Source organism: Sorangium sp. So ce362, from assembly GCF_051519845.1.
Taxonomy (GTDB): Bacteria; Myxococcota_A; Polyangia; order Polyangiales; family Polyangiaceae; genus Sorangium.
The window spans coordinates 4,240,628-4,265,880 of sequence record NZ_CP150332.1; the positions used below are offsets into that span (position 1 = coordinate 4,240,628).

18 protein-coding genes are annotated in these 25,253 nt (G+C 70.8%); 11 read left to right on the plus strand and 7 right to left on the minus strand.

Annotated features, from left to right (window positions below):
- Positions 1 to 41: 41 nt before the first annotated feature.
- The 9 genes from WMF17_RS16450 to WMF17_RS16490 are packed head-to-tail and all read left to right on the plus strand — an operon-like array spanning position 42 to position 10,812.
- Positions 42 to 611, plus strand: coding sequence for a hypothetical protein (locus WMF17_RS16450; protein WP_437603030.1), 570 nt, complete (start codon positions 42 to 44; stop codon positions 609 to 611).
- Positions 612 to 629: 18 nt separating this feature from the next.
- Complete coding sequence (gene tssK / locus WMF17_RS16455) at positions 630 to 1,901, plus strand: type VI secretion system baseplate subunit TssK (RefSeq protein ID WP_437650384.1); 1,272 nt, start codon at positions 630 to 632, stop codon at positions 1,899 to 1,901.
- 33 nt (positions 1,902 to 1,934) lie between these two features.
- Positions 1,935 to 2,300, plus strand: a complete 366-nt coding sequence (locus WMF17_RS16460; RefSeq protein ID WP_437491832.1) for a GPW/gp25 family protein — start codon at positions 1,935 to 1,937, stop codon at positions 2,298 to 2,300.
- Between the two features lie 22 nt (positions 2,301 to 2,322).
- A complete protein-coding gene (locus tag WMF17_RS16465; RefSeq protein WP_437603032.1) occupies positions 2,323 to 3,957 on the plus strand; it encodes a hypothetical protein in 1,635 nt (544 codons plus the stop codon).
- 5 nt (positions 3,958 to 3,962) lie between these two features.
- A complete protein-coding gene (locus WMF17_RS16470; protein ID WP_437650386.1) occupies positions 3,963 to 4,541 on the plus strand; it encodes a hypothetical protein in 579 nt (192 codons plus the stop codon).
- Between the two features lie 9 nt (positions 4,542 to 4,550).
- Positions 4,551 to 6,185: a type VI secretion system baseplate subunit TssF gene (locus WMF17_RS16475; RefSeq protein WP_437603034.1), complete on the plus strand. Its 1,635-nt coding sequence runs from the start codon at positions 4,551 to 4,553 to the stop codon at positions 6,183 to 6,185.
- Positions 6,182 to 6,796, plus strand: a complete 615-nt coding sequence (locus WMF17_RS16480; protein WP_437603035.1) for a DotU family type IV/VI secretion system protein — start codon at positions 6,182 to 6,184, stop codon at positions 6,794 to 6,796. Before WMF17_RS16475 ends, WMF17_RS16480 begins: the two co-directional genes overlap by 4 nt.
- 13 nt (positions 6,797 to 6,809) lie before the next feature.
- The gene (locus WMF17_RS16485) at positions 6,810 to 7,265 is read left to right on the plus strand and encodes a hypothetical protein (RefSeq protein WP_437603036.1); all 456 of its coding nucleotides are present in this window, start codon (positions 6,810 to 6,812) and stop codon (positions 7,263 to 7,265) included.
- Between the two features lie 49 nt (positions 7,266 to 7,314).
- Entirely contained in the window at positions 7,315 to 10,812 is a 3,498-nt protein-coding gene (locus WMF17_RS16490; protein WP_437650388.1) for a hypothetical protein, read from the plus strand.
- 263 nt (positions 10,813 to 11,075) lie between these two features.
- Here the strand turns inward: WMF17_RS16490 and WMF17_RS16495 are convergent, their stop codons facing one another.
- The 3 genes from WMF17_RS16495 to WMF17_RS16505 form a co-directional block, all read right to left on the minus strand.
- A complete protein-coding gene (locus WMF17_RS16495) occupies positions 11,076 to 12,275 on the minus strand; it encodes a vWA domain-containing protein (RefSeq protein WP_437650389.1) in 1,200 nt (399 codons plus the stop codon).
- Positions 12,276 to 13,109: 834 nt separating this feature from the next.
- Positions 13,110 to 14,345 (minus strand): hypothetical protein, encoded by a 1,236-nt coding sequence (locus WMF17_RS16500; RefSeq protein ID WP_437650391.1) that lies wholly within the window; start codon positions 14,343 to 14,345, stop codon positions 13,110 to 13,112.
- 801 nt (positions 14,346 to 15,146) lie between these two features.
- Positions 15,147 to 16,586, minus strand: coding sequence for a hypothetical protein (locus WMF17_RS16505; protein ID WP_437650392.1), 1,440 nt, complete (start codon positions 16,584 to 16,586; stop codon positions 15,147 to 15,149).
- Positions 16,587 to 16,892: 306 nt separating this feature from the next.
- Here WMF17_RS16505 and WMF17_RS16510 point away from each other — a divergent pair, with 306 nt between their 5' ends.
- Both WMF17_RS16510 and WMF17_RS16515 read left to right on the plus strand, forming a co-directional pair.
- A complete protein-coding gene (locus WMF17_RS16510) occupies positions 16,893 to 18,356 on the plus strand; it encodes an FAD-dependent monooxygenase (protein WP_437650394.1) in 1,464 nt (487 codons plus the stop codon).
- Positions 18,357 to 18,418: 62 nt separating this feature from the next.
- A complete protein-coding gene (locus WMF17_RS16515) occupies positions 18,419 to 19,711 on the plus strand; it encodes a hypothetical protein (RefSeq protein ID WP_437650396.1) in 1,293 nt (430 codons plus the stop codon).
- 208 nt (positions 19,712 to 19,919) lie between these two features.
- On the opposite strand, the gene WMF17_RS16520 is transcribed toward WMF17_RS16515, so the two are convergent.
- The 4 genes from WMF17_RS16520 to WMF17_RS16535 all read right to left on the minus strand — a co-directional run bounded on the left by WMF17_RS16520 (position 19,920) and on the right by WMF17_RS16535 (position 25,236).
- The gene (locus WMF17_RS16520; protein WP_437650398.1) at positions 19,920 to 21,548 is read right to left on the minus strand and encodes a nitrilase-related carbon-nitrogen hydrolase; all 1,629 of its coding nucleotides are present in this window, start codon (positions 21,546 to 21,548) and stop codon (positions 19,920 to 19,922) included.
- Between the two features lie 689 nt (positions 21,549 to 22,237).
- Entirely contained in the window at positions 22,238 to 23,185 is a 948-nt protein-coding gene (locus WMF17_RS16525; RefSeq protein ID WP_437603044.1) for an aldo/keto reductase, read from the minus strand.
- A 3-nt stretch (positions 23,186 to 23,188) separates the two neighbouring features.
- Positions 23,189 to 23,902: a phytanoyl-CoA dioxygenase family protein gene (locus WMF17_RS16530; protein WP_437650399.1), complete on the minus strand. Its 714-nt coding sequence runs from the start codon at positions 23,900 to 23,902 to the stop codon at positions 23,189 to 23,191.
- 8 nt (positions 23,903 to 23,910) lie between these two features.
- A complete protein-coding gene (locus WMF17_RS16535; protein ID WP_437604263.1) occupies positions 23,911 to 25,236 on the minus strand; it encodes an MFS transporter in 1,326 nt (441 codons plus the stop codon).
- Positions 25,237 to 25,253: the final 17 nt, after the last annotated feature.

The window sequence follows — 25,253 nt, forward strand, 5'->3', positions numbered from 1 at the left end:
ACGAGGACGAGCCCCCCACGCGCGAGAAAGGATGAGCGGCCATGCCGACGTTTCGTAGAACCCTCGATATCTACCAGGGATACAACTACAAGAAGGACAAGCAGACGCCGGTCGGCTTCATCACGAAGCTGAAGCTCGGCGACACCGACCTCACGGCGGACCAGACTTGCAAGGACCCGACCAACCCGACGACGGATCTGAAGGTGGTCGCCGTGCTGTCCGACATCCAGTGGGAGACGGGCGTCACCGACGCGATCTATTTCGCCGGCCAGGTCTCGATCACCAACAAGCAGAGCCTCCTCACGCTGGTCTACACGTCGATGACCAACGTCCTCGCGGAGTTCCAGTTCTCGGTCTACGACTACGACCCGCTGGCGAAGAAGTATTTCCTCTGCTTCCACAGCAACCAGACCGACATGAAGGGCATCCTCGAGAAGAACGGGGACGAGCTCAACCTGGCCGTGGCGGACGACGCCTCGACCCAGGTGCAGTCGCCCGAGAACTACGCGGCCACCACCGGCATCAAGCCGCAGCCCACGGCGCAGGCGCTCCAGGTCGCGGTCGGCGACGGCAAGAACTTCGCCAAGGCCTGGGGCCTCACGGTCGGCTGAACGGCCGCCGGGAGCACGATGGCGGCCTCCACCCTGGCTCGTCCGACGTGGCGGATCGGGCAGATCCTCCTGCCCGAGCACTTCGCCGGCCTCGAGGCGGCGCTCGCCGCCGAGACGGCGCTGCGCGCGGGGCTCAGCGCGCCGGCCTACGGCGTGGCCCGGCTGGCGTGGAACGGCGACGATCCGACGGACGGCGTCCTCTGGGTCACCGCCCTCACCGCGGTGCTGCCGGAGGGCGCGCTCATCGACGTGCCGGGCAACGCCAGGATGCGCGCGCCGCTCGACCTCAAGGAGGCCGGGCGGCGCGAGGTGGAGGTCTTCGCCCACGTGCTCGACCCCGAGGGCGACGGCGGCGAGGGCGAGCCGCCGATGGAGCTGCCCTCGCCGCGGGAGATCCCGCGGGTGTTCCACGTCATCGAGCTCTCCACCGAGCGCGCCGCGCTGGGCGCCCGCGGCCGCGTCCCCCTCGGCCGCTTCGTCCTGCAGCGCGGCGCGTTCCGCCTCGACGAGGCCTCGGCGCCGCCGCTCCTGCGCCTCGACACAACCCCTTACCTCACCCGCGCCCTCGCGTCGCTCCGCGGCGATCTCGCCGGTCTGGAGAGCGCGCTCGACGCGCGGGCGCTCGACGCGCTGGGCCGCGGCGAGTCGCTCGGGCCGGTGCAGCGCGTGCGGCTGGAGGCGCGCAAGCTCGCCGCGCTGCTCGCGGACATCGAGCGCGGCGTGCCGCTCCACCCTTACGCCGTGTTCTCGGCGCTGCGCGCGTTCTCGCTCGACGTCTACCTGCTCGACGAGCACGCCTCGCCGTGGCGGCCGCCGGCCTACGATCACGACGCGCCGGCGCGCTGCTTCGGCGAGGTGCTCGCGCATCTCGAGCGCCGGACGGCGGCGCCGCAGCCGTCCTCGCCGGCCGTCGCCTTCCTCCCGGACAACGGCCGCCTCGTCGCCGCCGAGCTGCCCGACGAGGCGCTCTCGGCGCCCGAGGTCTACGTGGCCGTGCTCAAGGCGCGCGCGGCCGATCGGGTGCCGCTCGACGGCGTGCGGCTGGCCAGCCCGACCCGGCTGCGGATCGTGCGCGAGCACGCGCTCCGCGGCATGCGGCTCGCGCCCACGTCGAGCCCGCCCTTCCGGCACGGCTTCGGCGGGGCGGTCGACTTCTACCGGGTGGCCTTTGGCGCGGCCGGCGAGGAGGGCGGCGAGTGGGCGCACGCCGCGCGCGAGCGCGCCCTCGCGTTCCACCCGCCGCCGCACCTCGAGGGGCACCAGGTCGTCCTCTGCTGGAGGCGGCCGTGAGTACCCTATACTCGGCCACGGAGGCGCTGGATCGTGTCGTTCTTCGGGAAGCTTTCCGGCAATCCGGACGAGCGCGCGCTCGAGAGCATCGCGCGGAACCTCGAGGCGGTGCTCAACGCGAAGCGCGGGCACGCCGGCGCCGTGGAGGTCTTCGGGATCGGGGGCTACGACGGGATCCACGCCACGAAGCCGTTCATCGGCGCGCTCTCCCAGGAGATGCTGGAGCAGGTCAAGCGCCACGAGCCGCGGCTCACCGAGCCCCAGCTGACCCTGATCGGGCGGGATCGCGCGCTCTGGGTGCGCTTCCGGCTCAGCGGGCGCTGCCAGGGCGAGGCCTGCTCGTTCGCGATCCTCTTCCACAGCGTCTTCCGCAGCGTCCGGGTGCTGCCGGCGGCGTAGGGCCGAGGGGAGGGGCGCGGTCGTGAGGGAGCGCCTCCAGATCTCGCTCACCCTCACGCTGGCGGGGACGGCGCACGAGATCCCCGGCGGCGACGTGCGCGGCCTCGGGCTCGAGATGCACGCCTGGGGCGTGGAGGGCTGGGTGGAGTTCGTCGTGCAGGCCGACGACGGCCGGCAGGGGAAATACGCCGACGCGATCCTCGACGATTTCCAGAAGCCCGACCTCGCCGAGGTCTCGCTCTCCCTCCAGGCGGGGCACCTCGAGACCGACACCGAGCCGTCCGACGCGGTCCTGAAGACGGGCGGCGTGGTGCTGGAGCGGGCGCTGCGCGAGGAGGTCCACCAGCCCGAGGGCGAGGCGGCCGACGCGCTCTCCCGGTACTACCGGGTGAGCTTCGCCGATCCGGCGCGCGCGCTGTGGCGCCAGCACTTCCCCTGCGAGCTCACCACGAACAAGTCGTTCAAGGACGTCATCGAGGCCCACAAGGGCGCGAAGGCGACGCTGACCTACGACTTCGACCCGATCACGACCGCGGAGCCGCTGATCTTCTTCCACCTCGACCCGGCCGCGGGGAGCAGCTTCTACGATCTCGTCCTCTGGTACGTGCGGCACCGGATGGGCGTGTTCACCTTCGATCACGCGGCGCGGGCGTACTCGATCAAGGGGGCCAAGGACACGAGCGGCGCGGCCGCCGAGCTGCCCGCCGAGGACCTGGCGCGGCTCACCTCGGTCTTCCCCGCGATCCCGCGGCACAAGCCGCGCGTGCGTTGCTCGTACACGGAGTCGCCGCGCACCGAGGTGGGCGAGAACGCGAACGCGGCCGCGGGGGTGTTCCGCGACGCGCTGATCCGCACGCCGATCGCCGCGGAGGTGGACGGCCGGGTGGCGCTCGAGAAGGCGCGGCCGCTCCTGCCGGGGCGGGGGGTCGAGGTGGTGTTCCGCCGCTTCCCCACCGTGCAGGTGGCGCCGGGCAGCCTCGTGTCGATCTCCGCGACCGGCGGGCACAGCGCCGCGCTCCTGCTCGCCGCGGATCCGTTTCGCGTCCACCGGCTCTCGATCGAGGCGCGCGCCGTCGACGAGGGGCCGGAGCAGGGCTACGGCGAGCCGTCGACGGCGTTCGAGCTCTCGATGTCGGCCCACCTCGAGGCGAAGGCCGAGCCCGCGCTCCGGCTGCCGCCCATCGTGGATCCGCGCTTCCCCGGGTACCTCGAGGGCAAGGTGGTGAGCACGGTCGGCGAGGACGCCGAGATCACCTACCAGTTCGCGACGGACTCGAGCACCTCGGTCGAGCGCTACACGATCGAGATCCCCCTCTTCGAGGACCAGGAGATCACCGCGCCCTACGAGCCGACCTCCGGCTCGGGGACGCTCTACCTGCCGCTCTACAAGGGCGAGCGGGTCCTCTGCGCGCTCGATTTCTCCCGGGCGCGCGTCCAGGCGCTGCTCGACTGGCGCGCTGACGCCAGGGCCCCCGCGGACGGGCAGGGGCAGCACCTGTTCCTGGGCAAGTCGGCCACGAACAGCACGTCGGTGCTCCACGACTACCAGGACGAGAAGCCCGTGCTCCGCGTCCTGCGCACGAACGACAAGGACACCGTCCTCCTCCAGCTAGAGGAGGGCAAGCTCACCCTCAAGGTCGAGGAGAAGCAGGGCTAGCCGCGATGGGGACCCTCGTCTGCACCATCGAGATGGACAAGGCCGCGGGGCTCACCGTCACCATCACCAACGCCGACGCCAAGATCACGCAGACCATCAAGATGGACGGCACGAAGATCGAGCTGAAGGTCGCGGGCGATCAGGCGACCAGCATCATCCAGCAGGTGGCCGAGAAGATCACCATCACCTGCAAGCAGTTCGAGGTGAAGGCGGAGGAGACGATCGACCTCTCCTCGGGCAAGGCGTCCACGTGGAAGAGCGGCGACGCGCTCACCGCGCAGAGCGCGAAGGACATGACGCTCACGTCGGACGCGGACGTGAGCGTCTCCGGGCAGAAGATCGCGGCCGATGGGCAGACCGAGGTGAGTCTGAGCGGCGCGTCGACGAGCACGCTCTCCCTCGCGAGCGCGGGCGCGACGGTCGCCTCGGGGGGGAAGCTCCAGCTGTCGCAGGCGCAGGCATCGATGTCGGGGGTGCAGGTGCAGGTGAAGGCGGACGGGATGATGTCGCTGGAGTCGTCCGGGATCGCCACGCTGAAGGGCAGCCTGACCAACGTGCAGGGCAGCCTGATCAACCTGGGGTGAGGAGGGAGCATGAGCGCGAACAGCGAGCGGCTCTCTGCGATGTTCCTGGCGGAGCTCCAGGCGCTCGACGCCTTCGCGGCCCGGCGCGAGGCGGAGGGGGGCCTCCTGCCCGGGCGCGACGACCCCGACGTCCGCCGGATCCTCGAGGCGATGGCGTTCTTCTCGGCGCGGACGCGCGCCGCCGCCGCCGCCGCGACCCGCGCGGCGGTGCGGCGCATCGCCGCCGGCACCCTCGACGATCTCCTCGCGACGTCGCCCGCGGCGATGATGGTGCAGGCGGCGCCGGACGGCGGCCTGATCGAGCCTTCGGGGCTGCCCGCCGGCACCCTCCTCCGCGTCTCCACGCCGGAGGGCAAGGCCGGCATCTTCTCCACCGCGCGGCCGCTCGCGGTGCTGCCGCTCGAGATCGAGGGCGCGGCCCTCGTCGAGGTGCGGCGCCGGCTGCGCCTCACCCTCCGGCTGCGCGCGCTCCGGCCGATCAAGGGCGCGGTGGAGCTCCCGATCCACGTGCGGCGCCTCAACGACTACCGCGCCTCGCTCGCGTTGCACGACGCGCTCGAGCAGCACGCGGTGCGGGCGTTCGCCGTGGCCGACGGCGACGGGCGCGAGGCGCCGTGCCGGATCGCCTTCGGCGCGGAGCCGCCGCGGCGGCTCGCCGACGAGGCCGGCGAGCCGGGCGCGCTCGCGCGGATCCGCGGGTTCTTCCACCTGCCGGAGCAGGATCTGTTCGTCCACGTCGCGGTGCCGGCGGCGCCCACGCCGTGGAGCGCGCTCGCGATCCACCTCGATCTCGACGAGGCGTTCCCGTCGGACATGGTCGTGCCGCGTGACGCGTTCCACCTCTTCGTCGTGCCCGCCGTGAACGCCTGGACCGATCTCTCCGCGCCCGTCCTCTGCGACGGCACCCGGGACGGCTACCCGGTGCAGAGCCCGAGCGCGGTCCTCGAGGCCGTCGAGCTCACGGGCGTGCGCGGGGTCTACCGGAGCGACGACCGGGGGCTCTCGCCGATCCTGCCCGCCGCGCTCGCCTGTGGCGGCGACACCTACGAGCTCGAGGAGGACGAGGAGGGCGGCCCGCCGCGCCTGCGCCTGCAGATCGCCGGCGCGTTCGAGCGGCCCGCGAAGGTGCAGGTGGACGCGCGGTGGTCTCAGCCCGGCCTCTGGTCCTCGGCGGTGGGCCGGCTCGCGATCGTGCCGCAGACGCGGCACTTGCCGGCGATCTCCTTCCGCGCGCTCGGGCCGCTGCGCCGCCCCGAGGAGAGCCCGCTCGCGCGCGATCCCGCGCGCTGCCTCGACGTGCTCTCGCTGCGGATGCGGCCTTCGCTCTCTCAGCGGGACCTGATGGGCGTGCTGGAGATCCTCGGCACGGGCGCCGACGGGCCTTACCGGGGCGCGCACGCGCTCGTGGACTCCCTCGAGGTCGCCGAGGCGGCCGATCCGGCGCGGCGCGCGGGCGGCGTCCGGCGCGTCTACCGCCTCGCGCTGCGGCGGCGCGGCCCGGAGGACGCGCCGCTCCTGCGGCGGCTCGCGGCGCAGGTGGTCGAGCTGCTCGACGCATGGACCGAGGAGCCGGTGGACGTCGAGATCGACGCGCGCGGGGACGCGCCCCGGCGGGCGCTCCCGGCCGGCGGGGGGCGGGCGTGACCCCGCGGCTCTGGGCGGAGATCGTCGCGGCCCACCAGGACGCCGAGCGCATCATCGCCGCGGCGTTCGGGGACCGGGCGGCGCGGCCCGATCTCGATGCGCTGCGGGCGCGCCTGCGCCGCCGCCTCGACGAGCTGCTCGCGGCGCTCTCGCCTCCGGCCAGCGAGGAGGACGCCGTCTCCGCCCTGGTGCCGCTCGTGCTCCTCCTCGACGAGCGGGTCGAGGGCCGGCTCACCCGGCTCGACCCGGAGGAGCCGCCCGCGTGGCCGGCCCTCCAGCGCGACCTGTTCCCGGCGGGCGACGGCGGCGACGTGTTCTACGAGCAGGCGGCGGCCCTGCTGCGCCTGGCCGCGCCGCCGGCGCTCGTGGTCGGGGCCTACCTCTTCTGCCTCAGGGCCGGCTTCGAGGGTCGACTCGTCGACGCGCCGGCCCAGATCCCGCGCTGGAAGGAGCGCCTCGCCGCGAGGCTGCCGCCGGCCGCGCCCCTCGTGGCCGAGGCGGCGCAGGCCGCGTCGCGGAGGGCGAGGCCGCGCTGGCACCACGTGGCGGCCGTGGTAGGCGCCCTGCTCGCGCTGCAGCTCGTCCTCTTGGCCATCACGCGCGGATTGTGATGCAGTGGCCGCCGTGGCGGCCGATCCCGAGAGCAAGCACCCCACGTCGCCGGTGCTCGCGCGCTGGCGCGAGACGGCGTCGCGCCCGGGCGCGCTGCCGCGCGGTCCGCGGCCCGCGGCCTCGCGCGAGCTGCCCGCCGCGCCGCCCGCGGATCCGGTCGACGTGGAGGGCCGCGCCGCGCCGCGCGAGGCTGCGCCCCGGGACCCCGTCGTCGCCGCGCCGCGCGAGGCTGCGCCCCGGGACCCCGTCGCGCTCCTCGCCGAGATCGAGGAGGCGATCGCCGCGGCGGCGCCGCCGGCGTTCGTCGCGGTCGCGCGCGCGGCGCTGGATCCCCTCCGCGCCGCCCTGGGCGCGCCCGATGCGGAGCGCGATCCAGCGGCGCTGCTCCCGGCCTTCGAGCAGGCCGAGGACATCCTCGAGGCGCTCCTCCTCCTTCCGGCGCGGCCCCCGCCCCCCGTGGAGGGCTGATGCGAGCGGCGAGCGCGGCACCGCCGGGCCGCGCGGAGAGCGCGCTGCCGTGAGCCTCTGGATGATCGTCGCGCTCGCGGTGGTCGGGGTCGCGCTGGTGATCCTCGCGGTGGTCCTGCTCGTCCGGCAGCGTCGCCGCGCGCCGAAGGCGCCGAGCGCGCCCTCGCTCGGCGCGGCGTGGTCGCGCTTCGTGCGCGGCCTGCCGGCGAGCGCCCGGCGCGATCCGGTCGTCGTGGTCCTCGGCGAGCGGCTCGCGGGCAAGTCGCGGCTCGTCCTCGCCGCCCTCGAGCAGGGCGGCAGCCCCGTGCTGGGGGGGCCGGACGCGCCCGAGGATCCGCGGCTCACCCCCTTCGCCGGCCGGCAGATGCTCGTGCAGGAGATCTCCGGCGACCTCCTCGAGGACACGCGCGCCGAGGCCCGGGACGCCCTGCGCGAGCTCTGGGAGCCCCTCTCGCTGGAGGTGCCGCTCGTGGTGGTCGTGCTCGACGCGGGCGCGCCCTCGTGGTCGCCGGTCGGGCTGCGGCGGCTGGGGGCGCTCGCGCGCGCCAAGGTCGACCTGCTCACCGCGCTGCGCGGCACGCCGCCGCGTGTGCGCGTGTGCCTGACGCACCTCGACGAGGCGGCGGAGGGCTTCCGCGAGCTCGCGCCGATCGCCCGCGACGCCGGCCACACGGCGGAGCTGGTCCCCGCCGGCCGCGGCGCGTCCGAGCTCTCCGCCGCGGTCGCGCCGCTCGGGACCTACGTCTCCCCGTCGCTCGCGGCGCTGTCCACCGAGGCGCTGGGCCGGGTGACGCGGTTCCTCACCGCGTCCGGCCCCGGCCTGCTCGGCGCGCTCGCGCCGTTCCTCGAGGCGCTGCTCGGCGGCCGCGGCGCCGCCGCCGCCCCGACGCTCGAGGGCATCGTGCTGGCGGGGCTGCCGGACGGGGAGGGCGGCGCCGCGGTCCTCGGCGATCCGCTCTCGTTCGACGGCGCGCTCGTCGATCGGGACGCGCGCGCGTTCGACCGCCGGCGGGCGCGGACCGCGGTCCTGGCCGTGGTCGCGGGGGCGGCGCTGCTCCTCGGCGTCTACGGCTGGCACCTCCACGCGCTCGGGCGCGCGGGCGACGCGGTGGATCGGCTGGCGAGGGCCGCGGAGGACGCGAGGCGCGCGCCGCCGAGGAGCTGGCCCGGGAACGCGAGGGCCCGCGAGGCCGAGGCCGCCGCGGCCGACGCGCTCTCCTCCGCGCTCCGGCCGCTCTGGCCCCCGCTGCGCGTCGCGTTCCCGTCCGACAAGCGGGACCTTGTCGAGCGCTTCCTGACGAGCCTCCGCGAGCTCTACCTCCTCCCCCCCGCGCGCGGCGGCGAGCGCGGCCGGCGCATCTATGCCCTCTCGCTGCTCTACGCCTCCAGGGACAACGCGCTCGGCGAGCGCATCCGGAGCGCGCCCGACGCCTGGGCCGCGGCGCTCGAGATCCCGGCGCGGGTCGCGCTCGACTACATCGAGCGCAGCGAGCGTCCCTGGTCCGGCAGCGTGGAGCCGCCGTCGGGCGGCGAGGCCGAGGTCTCGCTGGCGGACTGGGAGGGCTGGCTCGGCGCGCTCGACGAGGCGCTGCGGAGGGAGACCCTCGCCCAGGACGCGCTCGACGCGCTGCAGAAGCAGGGCGCCACGCTGTCCGAGTCGATCGGCGGCGCGGTCGAGGTGGGCGGGCTGGACGCCGTGATCGAGGAGCTCAGGGCCGTGCGCGGCGACGAGGAGGTCGACGCGCTGCTCGGGTCGGTGGCGGCCCGACGGCGGGAGCCGCGGTGGGTGAGCGACAACCGCGAGGCGCTGGAGGGGCTCCTCGCGATGGTGGGGCAGGGGAGCCTCGCCGTGCCCTCGGCGAAGGGCAAGAGCCTGCGCGAGGCGCTGAAGGATCTGGCGGTCGTCGGGGGCGACGCCGGCGTGAAGGACGCCGCCCACGCGATCGTCGTCGACGGCCGCGCCGCGCGCACCTACCAGACCCGGGCCTTCTCGGATCTGCTCCGATCGAGCCGGTCGGGTCTGTACGTGCGGGCGTTCATCGACGACGTGGCGGTCGCGGGGCGGTCGCTCTTCTTCGCGCGGACCTCGGACTACCCCGCGGTCGGCCTGGGCGACACGCGCCAGCGCGGGCCCACCCGGAGCCTCTCGGGGACGTTCACGGCGCGGGCCGTGGAGGCCGAGATCAAGCCGCCGCTGCTCGCGTTCGACGCCGCGCTCGAGGGCGCGCGGGTGCCCCGCGACGAGCGGGCCGCGTTCACCCGGCTGGTCGCCGACGGCATCGCGCGCCACGCGTCCGAGCACCGGGCGGCGCTGTGGGCGTACGTCTCGAGCTTCCGGCTCGACGTGACCTCCGCCGCGGGTCTCCGCGTCGATCTGGAGGCCATGGTCGGTCCAGCCTCCTGGTTCACGGACTTCTGGGTGACGGTGGCGGAGAACGCGCGCGTGGAGCCCGGGGGCAACGTCTACCTCCAGGTGCTCGCGGACGCGCTCGTCGCGTTCCGGCCGATCGTCGAGGTGATGACGGGCGACAAGGGGAAGTACCCGGCGCTCGACGCGTACTACGCGGCGATCTCGCCGATGGTGCCCTCGCTCGACGACGGCGCGCCGGCGGCGCCGGGTCCGGCCGATGCGCCGCTCGCGGATCGGCTGCCGCCGATCGGGAAGCTCGGGCTCGCGATCCTCGACGTCGACAAGCCGGCGCCGCTGCAGCAGGTGACCGCGTGGCTGGACGGGGCGCGCATCCACGAGAAGGCGCAGCGCGAGCCGTTCCTTTCCCCCGTGGCGCTGGCCTACGGGATGGCGCTCCAGCGGGTGGAGCGGACGATCGAGGCGGCGTGGCGGGAGCAGATGCGGCCGCAGGTGGCGCCGCTGCTCGCGCGGTTCCCGCTGGATCCGCGGGGTGAGGTGGAGGTGTCGCCGGACGATCTGCTGGCGGCGGTGGGGCCGAAGGGGACGTTCCGGTCGGGGGTGGATCTGATCCTGGGGCCTGTGTGCCGGAAGGGGAGCGCGGCCGGGTGCACGCCGAAGGCGCCGGTGGGGTCCCGCGCGGTGCGGGTGCCGGGCGAGGCGGTGGAGCTGGCGACGTGGGCGGAGAAGCTCTCGGCGGCGCTGTGGGACGACGGGGGAAACCCCAGGGCGATCGCGCTCCAGGTGCGGCCGCAGGTGCTTCCGGAGGTGCAGTACGGGGCGGGGATCGGGGTGACGCGATCGTTCCTGCGCTCGGGCGAGACGACGGTCTACGGGTTCAACCAGGCGCCGGCGTGGCGGGCGCTGGCGGTGACGTGGTGGACGTCGAGCGCGGCGAGCGCCGGGATGGAGCAGACCCTGGTCGGGGCCAGCGACACGCGGGCGCAGACGATCGAGAGCAGCGGCGCTGCGTGGCGGTTCTACCGCCTGCTCTGCCGCGCGGCCGCGGGATCGGAGGGCGTGGTGACCTGGCCGTTCGATCCGCCGGTCTCGTTCGACATGCAGCCTGCCCCGTGGGCGCTCGTCGTGCCGCCGGGGAACCGGGGGCGGCGTTGCGTGAGCGCGGTGGCGGCGGACTAGCGGGCGATCCCGCGCGATGGCCGCGGGATCCGTCACGTCCGGAGGAACCCTCCGGGGCTGGCGAAGGGGTCGTCCCGAACGCAAGCGGGGCGGCTATCGGCCGTGGGCCGAGCTTCTGCGCCGCACGTTTGCGGTCGACGTCCGCGAGTGCCCGGCCTGCAAGGGCAGGATGAAGCTCGTCACTCGCCGGCAGCGCACCGGGAGACGAGCAGCTGGCCGGCGCCTCCTCGCGAAGACCTGTGTCGGCCAGCGAGCGTCGTCGATCACAGGGGCACTTGGAGCACGTCCTCGCAGGTGAAGTCGACACCCAGGGAGACCTCGACGTCGGCCTGGACCACGGCGCAGGTGTCATCGCAGAGGATGATCGCCGTCGGGTTCGCAGGGTCGTCGTAGCGCCACGTGCCTGTGACCGAGCAGGCCTGATCATACGAGAGGGTCGTCGGCGTGTTGGTCGCGGCGCTCGTGTAGGTCACGTTGACCTTTTGCTTGTCGAACGTCCTCCCGTCGGGCGGCGGCGGGATCGGGATCGTGCACGAGACGGCGGCGCCGCGGATCTTCTCGATCGCGGTCTTGAACGCGGCCGTCGTCTGCGTGGGGTCGCCGGTGTTCAGCATGGACGCCTCTCCCGTGCCGCCCGCTGCGGCGATCTCGTGCAGGTTGGTGAGGCTGGGCGGCGCGCCGGCCCCCTGCGGACTGTCGACCCCGATCACGAAGGTCGAGATGTTGTTGGAGAGTGCAGCCTCGACGTTACTCACGACGTCCTGGAGCGTGTTGCCTTGCCGGCACCCCTCCGGATAGCCGTCGGTCACGAGCACGATCGCATATTTTCCGGGGTTCTGCTGGCGCTGCGCTTCGATGTAATCGACGATGCCGTCGACCGCGAATGCCGTCGGCGTGGTGGTGCGCCACGAATCCCTGACGCTGATCTCCGGCTCGATGACATCGAGCGCCTCGCCGAACGCCGGGGAGGGCAGCGGCGTCATCGGGACATCCGGGGTCGAGTAGAGGGTGCTCTCGCACGCCTGAAGCGCCTGAGCCGCGCCCGGGAAGAACGTGAGCGACGCCCTGAACCCGGCGGACGCGCTATCCACGAAGAACTCCTTCGTCGCGGCCACGACGGGATCCCACTTCAGATCCTTCCTGCGCCACTCCACGTCGCTCGCTGTCATGCTGGCCGATACGTCGAACGCAAACACGAGGTACACCTGTTGAAACCCGGCCTGGGACGACTGGGTGGCGCACGCATTCCCCGCGCCCGTCGAGCCCCCGCTGCTGCCGCCGCCCGCGCCGGAGCCCCCGCTCGAGCCCACGCCGCTTCCGCTGCCGAAGGTGTCGTCAATCCCGGTGCTGGTGCTGGCGCCGTTGCCGGAGCCGTTGCCGGCGCCGGTGCCGCTCTGCGAGCCAGCGCTGTCCCCGCCGCCATCGTTGGCCCCTCCGCACCCCGCGCCGAACAAAGCCACCATTGGCAGTGCAATGGCTATCCTAGGCAATCTCATGAGCCAGACTCCTTCTGGAACGCGTGCCAGCGCGGTCCGCGGGCACGAAGTTAGTTCGCAACGAGAGGTCTCCAGAGGCGGAATTTTCCAGTCGTATGCCTCGCAGGAGCCCCGGATCGATGATGAGTATAGTCGATGACGCTGATCTTTGCGCGGGATACGGTCTGAAAAGACGCAGCGTCGAGTCGCGGCCGTCATCGCGCAATGCGACCCCGGCCACGCAACCAGCATGGTCGTCGGCGTGAAATCTCACATCCGGGCGTCGTAGGTGCTGGCCCGCGCCGTCCCTCATGGCGCGGGCCCCAGCGGCGCGGGACGGCCGCGCGCCCTCGTGGCGCGGAGGCCGCCGGGATCCGAGGGGCAAGGCAGCGGTCCTGGACAAGGCAGAGCGGCCCGCGCGGTGGCCCATGTCGCGCCGCGTGCAAAGGTCGCTCGTCGGGGGTGTCAGAAATGTCGCCGGAGCTCCTTGCGGTGGACGTCCTGAGGGGATCCCTCAGAGACGCCTCCCATCGCGCGTGCGCGGAGTCCGAGCTGCGAAGCGGCGTGAGCGCCGCAGGCAAAGCCCCCTGGCGCCCGCAACGCCGGCGTCCACGCCGACGTGCGCCCGCGGCGCTGCCCGCGCCACAGGTTCGGGGCAAACGCGCTCGGTCGCGCAGCGCCGACCCACCCGAGGCGCCCCGACAACCGGCGACCGGGCGGTAGAAGGCGTATTCGACGTCCCAGCCTCTCCACCCCGGCCGGGACGTGTAATCCCCGCTTCCTGATGATTCTTGATCGTGTTTATCTGCTAGCGTCTATCAATCATTGAATCGGCGCAGGCGCCGCGTCCGGCGCAGGCGCCGCGTCCGGTGCGGGTGCGGGCGCCGCGTCCGGTGCGGGTGCGGGCGCCGCGTCCGGTGCGGGCGCAGGCGTCGGCGCGGGCTCCGGGGCCGGCGTGGGCGCAGGCGCGGGCTCCGCCTTGGCTGGCGCCGGCTTGCAGGGCACGCAGGGCGGCAACCCTGGCACCTTCGAGCCCTCGGCATAGGAGAGCGTGAGCAGGATGTTATTCTGCACCTGCCAGGCGTCGATGAGCTGCGGCTGGCGCACGACATGGAGCTGGTAATCGAGGGACGCCCACTCCACGAGCTTGAAGGAGAGCCCCCCGACGATGTCGACGTTCATGAGGTCCAGCGCGCCGCGCTCATCGCCTGCGTCCAGATCCGAATACACGATCGGCAAGAGGGCGGCGATGCCCGCCTTGTACGTGATCTGCTTCTCACGGAGCGTGCCCGAGGCCTCGATGACAGCCTCGGCGCCGAGCTGGTTATAGCCCGAGAGCTCGCTCACCTCGACCTCGGGCGTCCCGTCGTCGTCCCCCAGGGCGAGCACGCCCGACGCAATGACCTCCTGCGCGCCAGCGCCGGCGCGCGCCTCGACAAGGACGGACTCCCGATTGACAGGCTGGACGAAGACGCCGAGCGACTGCTTGAGCGTCACGGGCTGGAACGGGTCGCTCAGGTGAAGGCGCGTCCCGGTGCTCGCCTCGGTCGTCCCGTCCGCGCGCGTGATCGCGTAGGTCGTCGGCGCCGAGCGCGGGTCGCTGCCAGGGAACATCTGCGTATCGAGAGCGAAGCGACCGAACGGACCGAACCAGGGCACGACGTGGTAGAGGTAGATCGCCTCGAAGGCGAGCGCGTCGCGCGACTTGACCCAGGCCTCCAGGGCCGGCGTGCGCGTCACGCCAGCGCCAGCCCCGAGCGTCATGCGGAGCTCATGGGCGGCCTTATTGAAGTCGAGGGAGCCCTCCAGAATGAAGCCTGCGGATACGCCTGTCCCGTCTGCCTGCCCGACGACGCTGCGGTTGTTGGCCAGGTTGAACGTGCCGCCGAGGAGCAGCCCCGGTGACCAGCCCTCCACGCGCCCCGGATCGGTCGCGGGCGCTTCGACGTACGTGGTCTCGACGGAGGGTACCGACTGCGCAGAGGCTCCGCGAGCGAGGAGACCGGCCACGGCGCACGCTGAGGCTACAAGCCCGAAGCGCTCTTGAGAGATTTTCATGGGATACCCTCGGCGAGTGTGCTGAATCAGGTGCAAACGCGGGGTCTATAGCACAGAGAGCGTTCGACGAGAGTCGAACGTAGAAATTTTCAAGAGAGATCGGCGCCGTCGGGTAAACGGCTGGGTTTCACGTAAGCTCACCTCGCCCGAGCCTTCTGTCACGAACGACGCTGCTTGGAGGCGATGGGGCCAAGGCCGCTCCTCTCCAGTCGCTCGTAGCGCCCCGCCCACCTGCGCGCCTTTCCGGAGAACGACGGCTGTTGAGGTCGCTCCGCGCGGGGCGTCGCCTCACTCCACGCCTCGGCGCCCGCTGACAGGTCAGGTATCCAAGGAGGTTCCCTTCCGACCGATGGGGTCAACGACATGCCTCTGCGACCAGCAACGGAACGAAGCGGGGTTGCGGCGGTTCGGTGCGCGCATCGACTGGACGAGCCTGCTCCGTCGGGTGGTCCTCGAGGACGTGTTGGCCTGCCCGTGTGGCGCCCGCAACGCCGGCGTCCACGCCGACGTGCGTCCGCGCCACAGGTTCGGGGCAAACGCGCTCGGTCGCGCAGCGCCGACCGACCCGAGGCGCCCTGACAACCGGTGGCTGGGCGGTAGAAGGCGTATTCCACGTCCTGGCCTCCCGAACGAACGCTTCATGTGCTCGAAAGGCCGCACAAGATAAGCTCCACTTGCGAGTGCGAGCTGGGTACACGCGAGCTTTCCTCGCCGGCGACGACGCCAGCTACGTGACCGGACAGATCTGGCAGGTCGACCGGTAGTTCAAGCTCGAATGAAGGGTATTCGGTTGGAGAATGCTCAATCGGGGAATGACTTCGACGCGTACACTTCGGGGAGTTCGCCGTCGAACGCGTTCTTCCGGTAGAAGGGATTGCCCATCCGCTCGGTCGAGTGATACACGGTGATCTTGTTCCAGTTCGAGGTCGAGCCCTTCACGGCCACGCCGTTCACGAAGATGCACACGTTCTCCGCGTAGCTCGCCTTCGTGGCAATGCCCTTGGCGTCGCAGAAGGACACGTTCGTCGAGCCAGCCGTGCCGTTGAATCCGTACACGGTATAGGTGTCTCCCAGGTGCTTGCTCAGGGTCCTGGCCGACGAGCTGTTGTTGAATTTCTCTGGAGGGGAGGCCAGCTCCGTGGCGCTCCAGCAGGCGTCCAGCACGATGCGCCGTGCGCGCACTTCACACTCCTTCTGGATCTTCCGGAGCTCCGCCGCGAAATTCTTCGCGGGCCCGCCTTCCTGGCCGGGCGTCTCGCCGAACAACCACTGAACGTTGCCATGCGCCGTCAGCACCACGATGACGTCCTTGTCTTTCAGCGCGTTCTGGACCTTGTTGGGGATTTTGCCGATCGTCTGCTTGCCGGTGTCGAAGCTGATCTTGGAATCGTTCAAGATCGTGCAGTTGTTCAGCTTCGTGTAGAACGCGTGGCTCGTGTTGAACAGGTTGTCCTGGCCGTTCGCGTCGAAGGTCAGCGTCAGGATGATGGCGGGTTGTTTCTCGTATTCAGGACACCGCAAGAGCTGCGCGAACGTCTGCTCGCCCAGGTAGTTGACCTCGTCCCTCAGCATCGGCTGAACGAGCGACGCCGCCGCGGCCCCGACGTGCGCCGCGTGCGGTGGCGCCGCCGTCGCGGCGGGGCGCGCGGCGCGCTGGGCGACCGTGGCGGGGTGCGGCGGCAGGACCCGAAGCGCCGTGGCGGGGTGCGGCGCCACGGAGCGCTGCACCGTCGCCGCGTGCGGGGGAGGGCGCTCGATGGTCCGGCGCTGGGCAGCGGCCGGCGGCGCCGGTTCCGGGTCGAGCACGGCCGGATGGGCCAATGGACGGGCGCTTACGGTCGCCGGGTGCGGCTGCAAGGGTCCCGCCGGAGGGCGCGGGCCCCTGGCTGGTCGCGCGCGGTCGTTCGCCATCTGGCCTGAGTGTAGTCCAGCGGCGCCCGAGCAAACAAATTCGTCCACGTTGGGGGGAGCCGTGCGCATCGCCTTGGCGGGTAGGAAACCGTAGAACTCCCCGACGGCCGCATCGCAACTCGGCATCGGAGGCCACGCTGCAACGGCGCCACCCACCTCGTGCTCGAGCCCATCGCGTTCATGGCCAGGCTGGCCGCGCTCATCCCTCCACCGCGCTAGCCGTTGCTGGGCCTGTCCGGCGTGCTCGCGCCGCACGCGTCGTGGCGCGGCGCAGAGCGGTGCGCGCACCCGCCTCGGCACCGGCGTCACGAAGCCAGTCGGTGCGCGCATCGACTGGGCGAGCCTGCGCCGCAGGGGGGTCCTCGAGGACGTGTTGGCCTGCCCGTGTGGCGGGCGGTGGCGGCTCGTGGCCGACATCTCCGAGCGCGAGGTCATCGTCGCCATCCGGATCCGGGACGCGGATCTTCGCTGCGCCTTGTTCGTTGGGGCCGCGCCGTATTTGCGCGCCGTTGTCCGCGGGGGGGAGCACGCACGGAGCGCGCGGGGGAAGGCCACGGTTTCCCCTTCCCGCTGCAAGCGTATATCAGACATAGGGGCTTGCTGGAAGCCCCGGGTCATGCCGCACAGTCCCTGACCATGACGAAGCACGCAGTGGTCATCGCTGGTGGGGGGCCGACGGGGCTGATGTTGGCGGGGGAGCTCGCGCTGGCGCGGGTGGACGTCGCCATCGTCGAGCGGCGCGAGAGCCAGGAGCTCGCGGGGTCGCGCGCAGGAGGGCTGCAGGCACGCACGATCGAGGTGCTCGATCAGCGCGGGATCGCGGATCGCTTCCTCGCGGAAGGGAAGATCGCTCAGGTCGCGTCGTTCGCGACGACGCCCCTCGATCTCAGCGACTTTCCGACGCGCCACAACTACGGGCTGGCGCTGTGGCAGAAGCACTTCGAGCGCATCCTGGCCGCGTGGGTCGAGGAGCTCGGGGTGCCGAGCTACCGCGGGTGCGAGGTGACGGGGTTTGCCCAGGAGGACGCCGGGGTCGATGTCGCGCTGTCCGATGGGCGGTCGTTGCGGGCGGCGTACCTCGTCGGATGTGACGGTGGGCGCAGCCTGATCCGCAAGAAGACCGGGATCGGTTTCCCGGGGTGGGAGCCGTCGGTCAGCTACCTGGTGGCCGAGGGCGAGATGGTCGAGCCGGCGCTGGGCATCCGCCAGGGAGACAAGGGTGTCTATGGCATCGGGCCGCTCGAGGACGGCAAGCGGGTGCGGGCGGTGCTGAGCGAGAGGGAGATCCGGCAAGACGAGGAGCCGACCCTGGACGACCTGCGCGAGGCGCTCGTCGCCTCCTACGGGACCGACTTCGGGGTGCACGGCGTCACGTGGCTCTCGCGGTTCAGCGATGCGACCCGGCAGGCGGCGTCGTACCGGGAGCGGCGGGTGCTGCTGGCCGGCGATGCGGCGCACGTGCACTCCCCGGCGAACGGGCAAGGGCTCAACCTCGGGGTGCAGGACGCGGTGAACCTGGGGTGGAAGCTGGCGCAGGTGGTCCACGGGACGTCGCCGGAGAGCCTGCTCGATACCTACCAGGCCGAGCGGCACCCGGTCGGGGCGCGGGTGCTCAAGCACACCATGGCGGCGACGGCGGTCCATCGGGGCGACGAGCGGACGAAGGCCTTGCGCGAGACCCTGGCCGAGCTGTTGACGCTGGAGGAGGCGCGCAAGCGGTACGCCGGGCTGATCTCGGGTCTGGACATCCGCTACGACCTCGGCGTGGGACACCCGCTGCTCGGGCGCCGCATGCCCGATCTGGACGTGGAGACCGAGGGCGGGCCACGGCGGGTGTTCACGCTGCTGCACGAGGCCCGGCCGGTGCTGCTCGACCTCGGTGAGCCCGGGGCCCTCGACCTCGGTCCCTGGGCGGATCGGGTGAAGCGGGTCGACGCGCGGTACGCCGGGGTGTGGGCGCTCCCGGTGCTCGGCGCGGTCGCGGCGCCCAGGGCCGTGTTGATCCGGCCCGATGGATACGTCGCGTGGGTGGGAGACGGCACGGACCAGGGCCTTCGTGAGGCCCTGACCACGTGGTTCGGGCCGCCCACGGCGGCGTAGCTCGCTCAGCCGCCCGCGTCACACCCGGTCGCCCGGCGATGCGCCCCGGCTCGAAGAGCTGCATGGGCTGCCACTCCGCGGGCAACATCGCGCCCTTCAGCCTTACCGCGTACGACGAGGCCAAGGCTGTCGCGGCGCTGATGGTCCACACGACCAAGGCGGGCACGATGCCGCCCTTCGCCGTGCGTGACACGGACGAGTGCTCGACCCGTCACGCGTGGAAGGGCGACATCCGCCTCTCCGACGAGGAGATCAGCACGCTGGAGGCCTGGAGCGAGGCCGGCACCCCCAAGGGTGATCCGAAGGACGCGCCCGCCTCGTTCGTGCCGAAGAGCCCCGACCTGCCGGGCATGACCCTCGAGGTTCATCCGAACGAGCCCTACGTCACCTCCGGTGAGCAGGACGAGTTCCGCTGCTTCATCATCGATCCCGGGCTCACCGAGGACCAGTACCTAAATGGTCTACAGATGGTGCCCGGCAACCATAAGGTCGTTCACCATGGGATAATCTCCATCGATCCGGAGTGGAAGTCCGCGAGCCTGGCCGGCCCCGACGGGAGCTTTCCGTGTGGCGCCGGCGAGGTCCCGAATGGCGTGGAGATTGGATCGCTCCAGATGCTCACAGCCTGGGCTCCCGGCACCGACCCGGTCGATCTGCCCGAGGGGGTGGGTCAGCTGATCCCGAAGGGGTCGCTCATCATGATGCAGATCCACTACCACCCCGCCGGCACGACGGCCGACCCGGACCTGACGCGCATCCAGCTCAGGCTCACCAAAGAGAAGCCGAAGTACGGCTTCCTGTACCACCTGATCGGCAACTTCGATGATCCGGTCGGCCAGTTTGGCTTCGGGCTGCTGCCGGGTCCGGGCGACAAGAACGGCGTCGAGTTCCTGATCCCCGCGGACAGCAAGAACCACGTGGAGACGGAGCAGTTCACGGTCCCGGCCCCGGACTCGCCCGGATCGCAAGAGATGCCGTTCCCGCCGGGCACTCGCATCTATGGCGACTTTCTGCACATGCACTACCTGGGATTCGACGAGAAGGTGACGGTCACGCGGGCGAACGGCTCACCCGATCAACCCAAGGAGGAGTGCCTGGCGCACGCGCCGAAGTGGGAGTTCGGCTGGCAGCGCTCGTACTCGTACGACGCGCCCATCGAGACGCTCCCGGCGCTCGATCCGGGCGATGTGCTCCAGGTCCGGTGCACGTACAATAACTCGACGGAGAACCCGTACGTGGTCAAGGCGCTCAAGGAGGCGAACATGATCTCGACGATCGACGTGGCCTACGGCGAGGGGAATATGTTCGACGAGATGTGCGTCGCCGGGCTCTCGCTCGTGTACCCGATGCCCTGACGGGAGCGGAGGCGGGAGGCGTATAAGGCATGCGCTACATCGAACAAGAGCTTCGCCGCTACCTTCGCTGCGGGCGCCTGCCGTGGGGCTTCGTGCGCGCCGCTCGCGCCCCCCTCGGAGGCAGTAGATCGAGCGCGCCCACGGCGGCCGTTGCCGCAAGGCGAAGAGCGTGGATAACAACGAGGGCGCTCGCTGCCCCCTGCCGTCGTCACGGAGGAGGCTTCTGCCCGAGGAGCACGCTCAGATCGAACGGGTAATAGGTATTGAGCTTCCGCTCACGCACCGGCGGGATGTCGACCGCGAGAACCTTCACCGGATCCCTGGCCGAGAGCTCCGTCGCTGAGATCGTGTACATCCCGCCGCTCTCGACGAGGAGACCGAAGCCCGCAGCGTCGGACGCTGCCAGGTGGAAGCCGGCGTTCGTGTCGCTCTTCCAGGCGGACAGGAGTGCCACCTTGTCCCAGACGCCGCCGTCCGACGCGAGGCTCGAGGGTATCACCACGATGTCAGCACCGGCCTTGGCCAGCGCGACGCCGATCTCGGGGAAGACCGAGTCGTGCCCCGTCACGAGCCCCACGCGCGCATCGGGCAGGTCGACGAGCTCGGGCCTCCTGCCGCTCCCCGGATCAGCGCCAGCGGCGTGGATCGCGGGAACCGTCCGCGGAAGTCTCCCCCTCTCCAGCACGAGCAGGGACTCACGTGCGCCGGCGCCGGATGGCCTCTCGCGGATCGTGGTGACGAGCAGCTGAACGCCTCTCCGATCGACGAACTCCCGCCACGCCGACCATGGGGGATCGCTCCAGTCCGGGAGCGGCTCCTGCGCGGTCTCCCCGGAGATCCCCAGCGCCGGTAGCACGACCAGCTCGGCCGGAGCGTCACCCCATCTCGAGGCGACGAGGTCGAGGTTCGCGGCAGGATCGGCCTGAGGGACGTAGGAGAGGACGCGGATCTCGACCCTGCCGGCAGGAGGCAGCCCGGCCTGGCAGGACGCGGGGGCCGTTGGCACGAAGCAAGGCCCTGCAAGATCCGCGTAAGCCTGCGGGCGCCGGTTCGCGATGGTGTCGGTCGGGTTGCTCTTTGCTCCGATCCGCGCCCGCGGGATCGACATCGTGGCGTAGAGAATCTTGTCGGCCGGCGCCGTCATGTCCTCCGCCCGGTGACGCAGCTCGACCTTTCCCTGGGGGTCGATCACCACCGACGGCGCGTCGTTCATGTCATAAACGTACGGGTCCGCCCCGCGGCGATCGACCTCTTGGCCCCAGCGGTTCGCCACCGCCATCCAGACGCCGTTTTCCCGCGCCCGCGTGGTCCAGATCGCCTCCTGCCCGTAGTCACCCCACCAGTTGGCCGGTGCGACGACGACGTCGGCTCCCTGCAGCGTCGCGATGCGCACCCAGTCCGGCAGGTAGGTGTCGGAGCAGATCACGGCGGCGAGCTCGCCATACGGCGTCGAGATGACCTTGAAGGGCGTGTCGCCACGAGCATTCCACGGCGTCGTCCCGCGCTTGCGCTCCACGCCGAGGAGACCGCCTGGACCAAAGATGGCCGCCGAGTTGAACAGTGACGCTCGCGTCCGCTCGGCGACGCCGACAACCACGTACGCCGCATATCGCTCGGCGAGATCTCGGATCCGATCGAGCTCAGGGAAGGGCGAGACGGAGCCCAGGCTCGTGCTCACCTCCTCCGCCGTGATCGAGTATCCCGTGGTGGCGAGCTCCGGCGCGACGACGATCTTCGCGCCTTTGATCAGCGATTCCTCGACGAGCTGCGCTATTCTCGCGACGTTCTGGTCACGCTTGCCGAGCTCCGGGTTCATGTGGAGCAAGGCGACCGTCACCGTCACCTCCGCGCCGGATGCCGGCAGCGGCGGCTGCGCGCTCGTTGGAGCGCCGCCCGAGCAGCCGAGGGCAAGCACGAGGGGGGCCGACCAGGCTGCGGAACCATTTGCGCAGCTGTGCCGCATGAGGCAGCCGATCCTGCCAATGGAACGACGGAGGTCCATGTGCCATACCCTCAAAGAACACTGCTATATGCAATCTCGACGTAACGACGTAACGACGCAGCGCTCGCCTGGGTCGCTGCCCTCCGGCATCCGCCCCGGAAATCCCTATCAGGACGAGCCAGTGTATGTCAATATAGCGCCGCGATGATCCACCAGCTGGGACAAATTGGCCTCCCGTCCAACGGCTGCGCTGCCATTTTGACGGTCGGGGCCGTGGGCCCGTTGCCAGGGCGAAGCGTGCATGGGGGCATGGAGGTATGGTGGTGATGGCGAACAAGGCGAGTGTCTGGGCGGGACGGTCGCTGAGCCTGCTCCTGCTCCTCGGATGCAACGTGGCGCCGCCTCCGGGAAGCACCGGAGGGGTCACGAAGCAGTCGGACGGGTCCGGGCGAGGTTTGAGCATCGTGAACACGGACTACCAACCCACCAATGTCTCGCTCCTCGACATCGAGGGAGCCGTCCTAGAGCGCTTCTGGAGGAGCGCCCGCGGTGACCCTGCGGGCCGCGGCCCCACGGAGACGGGCTCACCAGGCGTATGCCTGCGGGGCCTCGCCACCGGGGCCGGGCCAGATCTGCTCTAGCCTCGTCACAACCTCCTCACTGAGAGCCATATCCATGGCGCCTACGTTCTGCACCAGCTGCTCGACGGTTCGCGGTCCGATGATCGCCGCCGTGACGGCCGTGTTGCGCAGAACCCAGGCGAGCGCGACGTCGGCGGTGCGATGCCCAGCCTGCTGACACAGGTCCTCGAACGCTCTGAGCTGCTCTCGATGCTGCTCCGCTATGCGCTGAACCCAGCTGTCTGCGCGGCGCCCCGGCGCAGGGCTCGTCAGTCCCCCGCCGAGCAACCCGCCGCCCAGCGGACTGTACGCCAGCAGCGCCATGCCGAGGGCCCGACAGCAGGGGATGACCTCGAGCTCGATCATCCGCCTGCGGAGGTTATAGACACTCTGTTCCGAGACGAATCCAGGCCACTGGTGCTGTCGACTGAGGCTATTGGCCGATGCTATGTCCCATGCCGCGAAGTTGCTGCTCCCGACGTTCAAGACCTTTCCTTCCCTCACCAGTTGATCCATGGCCTGCCATAGCTCTTCCCACGGACAGGCCCGGTCGACATGGTGGACCTGATAGAGGTCGATACGGTCTGTTCTCAGTCGCCGGAGGCTCTGCTCACACGCCTCCAAGATGTGACGCGCCGAGAGGCGCGGCTCGTCCGGCCCTCGGAAGACCTTCGTCGCCAGCGCGATCCTGCTTCGTCGGCCTTGTCCGAGCGCCAGCCAGTTTCCGATGATGCTCTCCGCTCGCCCCTCGCTGTAGACTTCGGCCGTGTCGACGAGGTTGATCCCGCAGTCGGTCGCCCTGTCCAGCAGCAGAAATGCGTCTCTCTCGGAGGTGTGCAGCCCGAAGTTCACTGTCCCCAGACAGAGGCGGCTGACGCTGATGGCCGTGGGGCCGAGAGGGCAATATTTCATCGGCTAAAAAGGGGGAGGCGTCCTCATGAAGTCATTGTGGTGGTAGCGATCGGCTCCTCGGACAACGAGGGTCCTCAGGTAGCCGAAGCTCGACTCCACCGCCGCGCGCTCGAACCGAACCTCCGGCGTCGTGAACCGCAGCGCGTAGGCTATGCGCGGACTAGAGCTCATATTTCCCTCCGAACCGTGATAAAGATACCCGGAGAAGAACGTCGCCTGGCCGGGGATCATCTCTAGCTCGACGATCGGGAAGCTTGAGCTGTCGATGTCCGGTATATGGGAGTCGTGGGGCACGGTCCGATGCGAGCCGGGAATCACTCGCAGGCCGCCGTTGCCGTGATGACAGGCGCTCAGCGCGATCCAGGCCGTCAAGTTGGTGTCGCGGTCCAAGACGGGCCAATAAACGGCGTCGCAGTGCCAGGGGACGATGTCCTCCGATCGCGGCGGCTTGTACCAGACGTGGCTCGCCCACAGCACCAGATCAGGTCCCAGCACGGCCTCTACGCAGTCGAGGAGCGCCGGCGTCGTGGCGAGCTCGTACGCCCATCGATGCCTGAGGTGGTACCCCGATAGCGCGTGGGGATCGGGGCGACCTCCGCTCTCGCCCAGCGAATCGAGGAAGCTCCGCCGATAGTGGTCGGCCCTGGCCCGGTCGAAGACCGGAACGGGGTCGGCATACCCGTTGCGCGAAAGCTGTTCAGTCAGGGTGGATTTCATGCTGAATGCTACGCGCCGTCTCTCGGCAGGACGTCGTGCCGCGCGCCAGCAGAATCGCTGGCGTCGGGCAGGACAGAGTCGATCTCTCGGATCGAGCGGACCTTGTACGCGGCCGCAGCGAGCCCCATGGTGGCCAGGCCCGCGACGATGAAGAGGAGGCTCATTCCAGCGCCCGGGCCCGAGCCGACGAGCCAGGAGAGGAACGGGACCCAGGCCCCCCCTGGAGATAGCGCCGGCTCCAGCACATAGTCCGCGAGGGGACCGGCGATGAGCATGGCGACGGGGACCATCGCGTCGACGACGATGCGCCGGGCGGCGAAGACCCGCCCCTGGGCGTCGGGATGGATCTTTGACTGCCAGATTGCCTGGTTACACCCGTACAGGATCGGAAAAAAGAAGGAGGTCAGGAAGGATGCCATTCCCCAGGTCACAGGCGTGCGACCGAGGCCAAGCAGCACCTGACCGAAGAGGCCGTTGAGAAAGATCATCAAGAGCACTCCCTGGATGCGCTTTCGCGGCCCTCCCCACAAGCCCATCGCGATGCCTCCGGCCACGCCTCCAGCCGCGCCTGCCACCATGACCGACGCCAGAGTTGCCTCGTGACCTCCCGTCCGGGCGAGGACCAAGGGCGGCAGCAGAATCCCGAACATGCTCAGAAAGTTGTTGACCGAGAGGACGAACAGCAGCCCGACGAGGCTCTTGCGGCCAAAGACCGTCCGGAAGCCGTAGGTCGCCTCCTCGATGAGCCGCGGGCGGTCCCTCGGCTCGGTGGCCAGCGCGCGCGCTGGGAGCCGGACGAAGATCAGGAGGGCGACGGCGATCCCGAAGCTGGCGGCGTCCAGCATGAGGACACCATCGAGGCCGACGCTGCGATAGAGCGCCGATGCTGCCACCGGAGAGAGCAGGCCCGAGAGCGAGAGCGACAGCGACATCATGCCACTGGCGCGCGCATAGGACTCCTTGGACAGGAGGACGGTCACCGCTCCCAGATAAGCCGGCAACTGAAAGGCGACGAAGGCGCCGGTCAGCAGCTTGGCCACGTAGAGGTGCCAAGGCTCCAGCCCGACGGTCCTGTTGATGCACAGGATCCCGACCGTCACCGCGCCGACCCCTAGGTCGGCCACCGCCATCGCCCACCGCCGGTCAAGGCGATCGACGAGCACGCCGGCGAGCGGGCTGACCAGGACGACGACGCCGAAGGAACACAGCTCGAGGGTGGTGATGGACGCAGCGTGATGCGTTCTGTCCCAGACCCATATCGTGAACACGAAGCTGCTGATGCCGGTCCCGAGCGTTGACAGGAGCTGACCGAACCAGATCGCAAGAAACGACATCGGCAGCAATCGGAGCA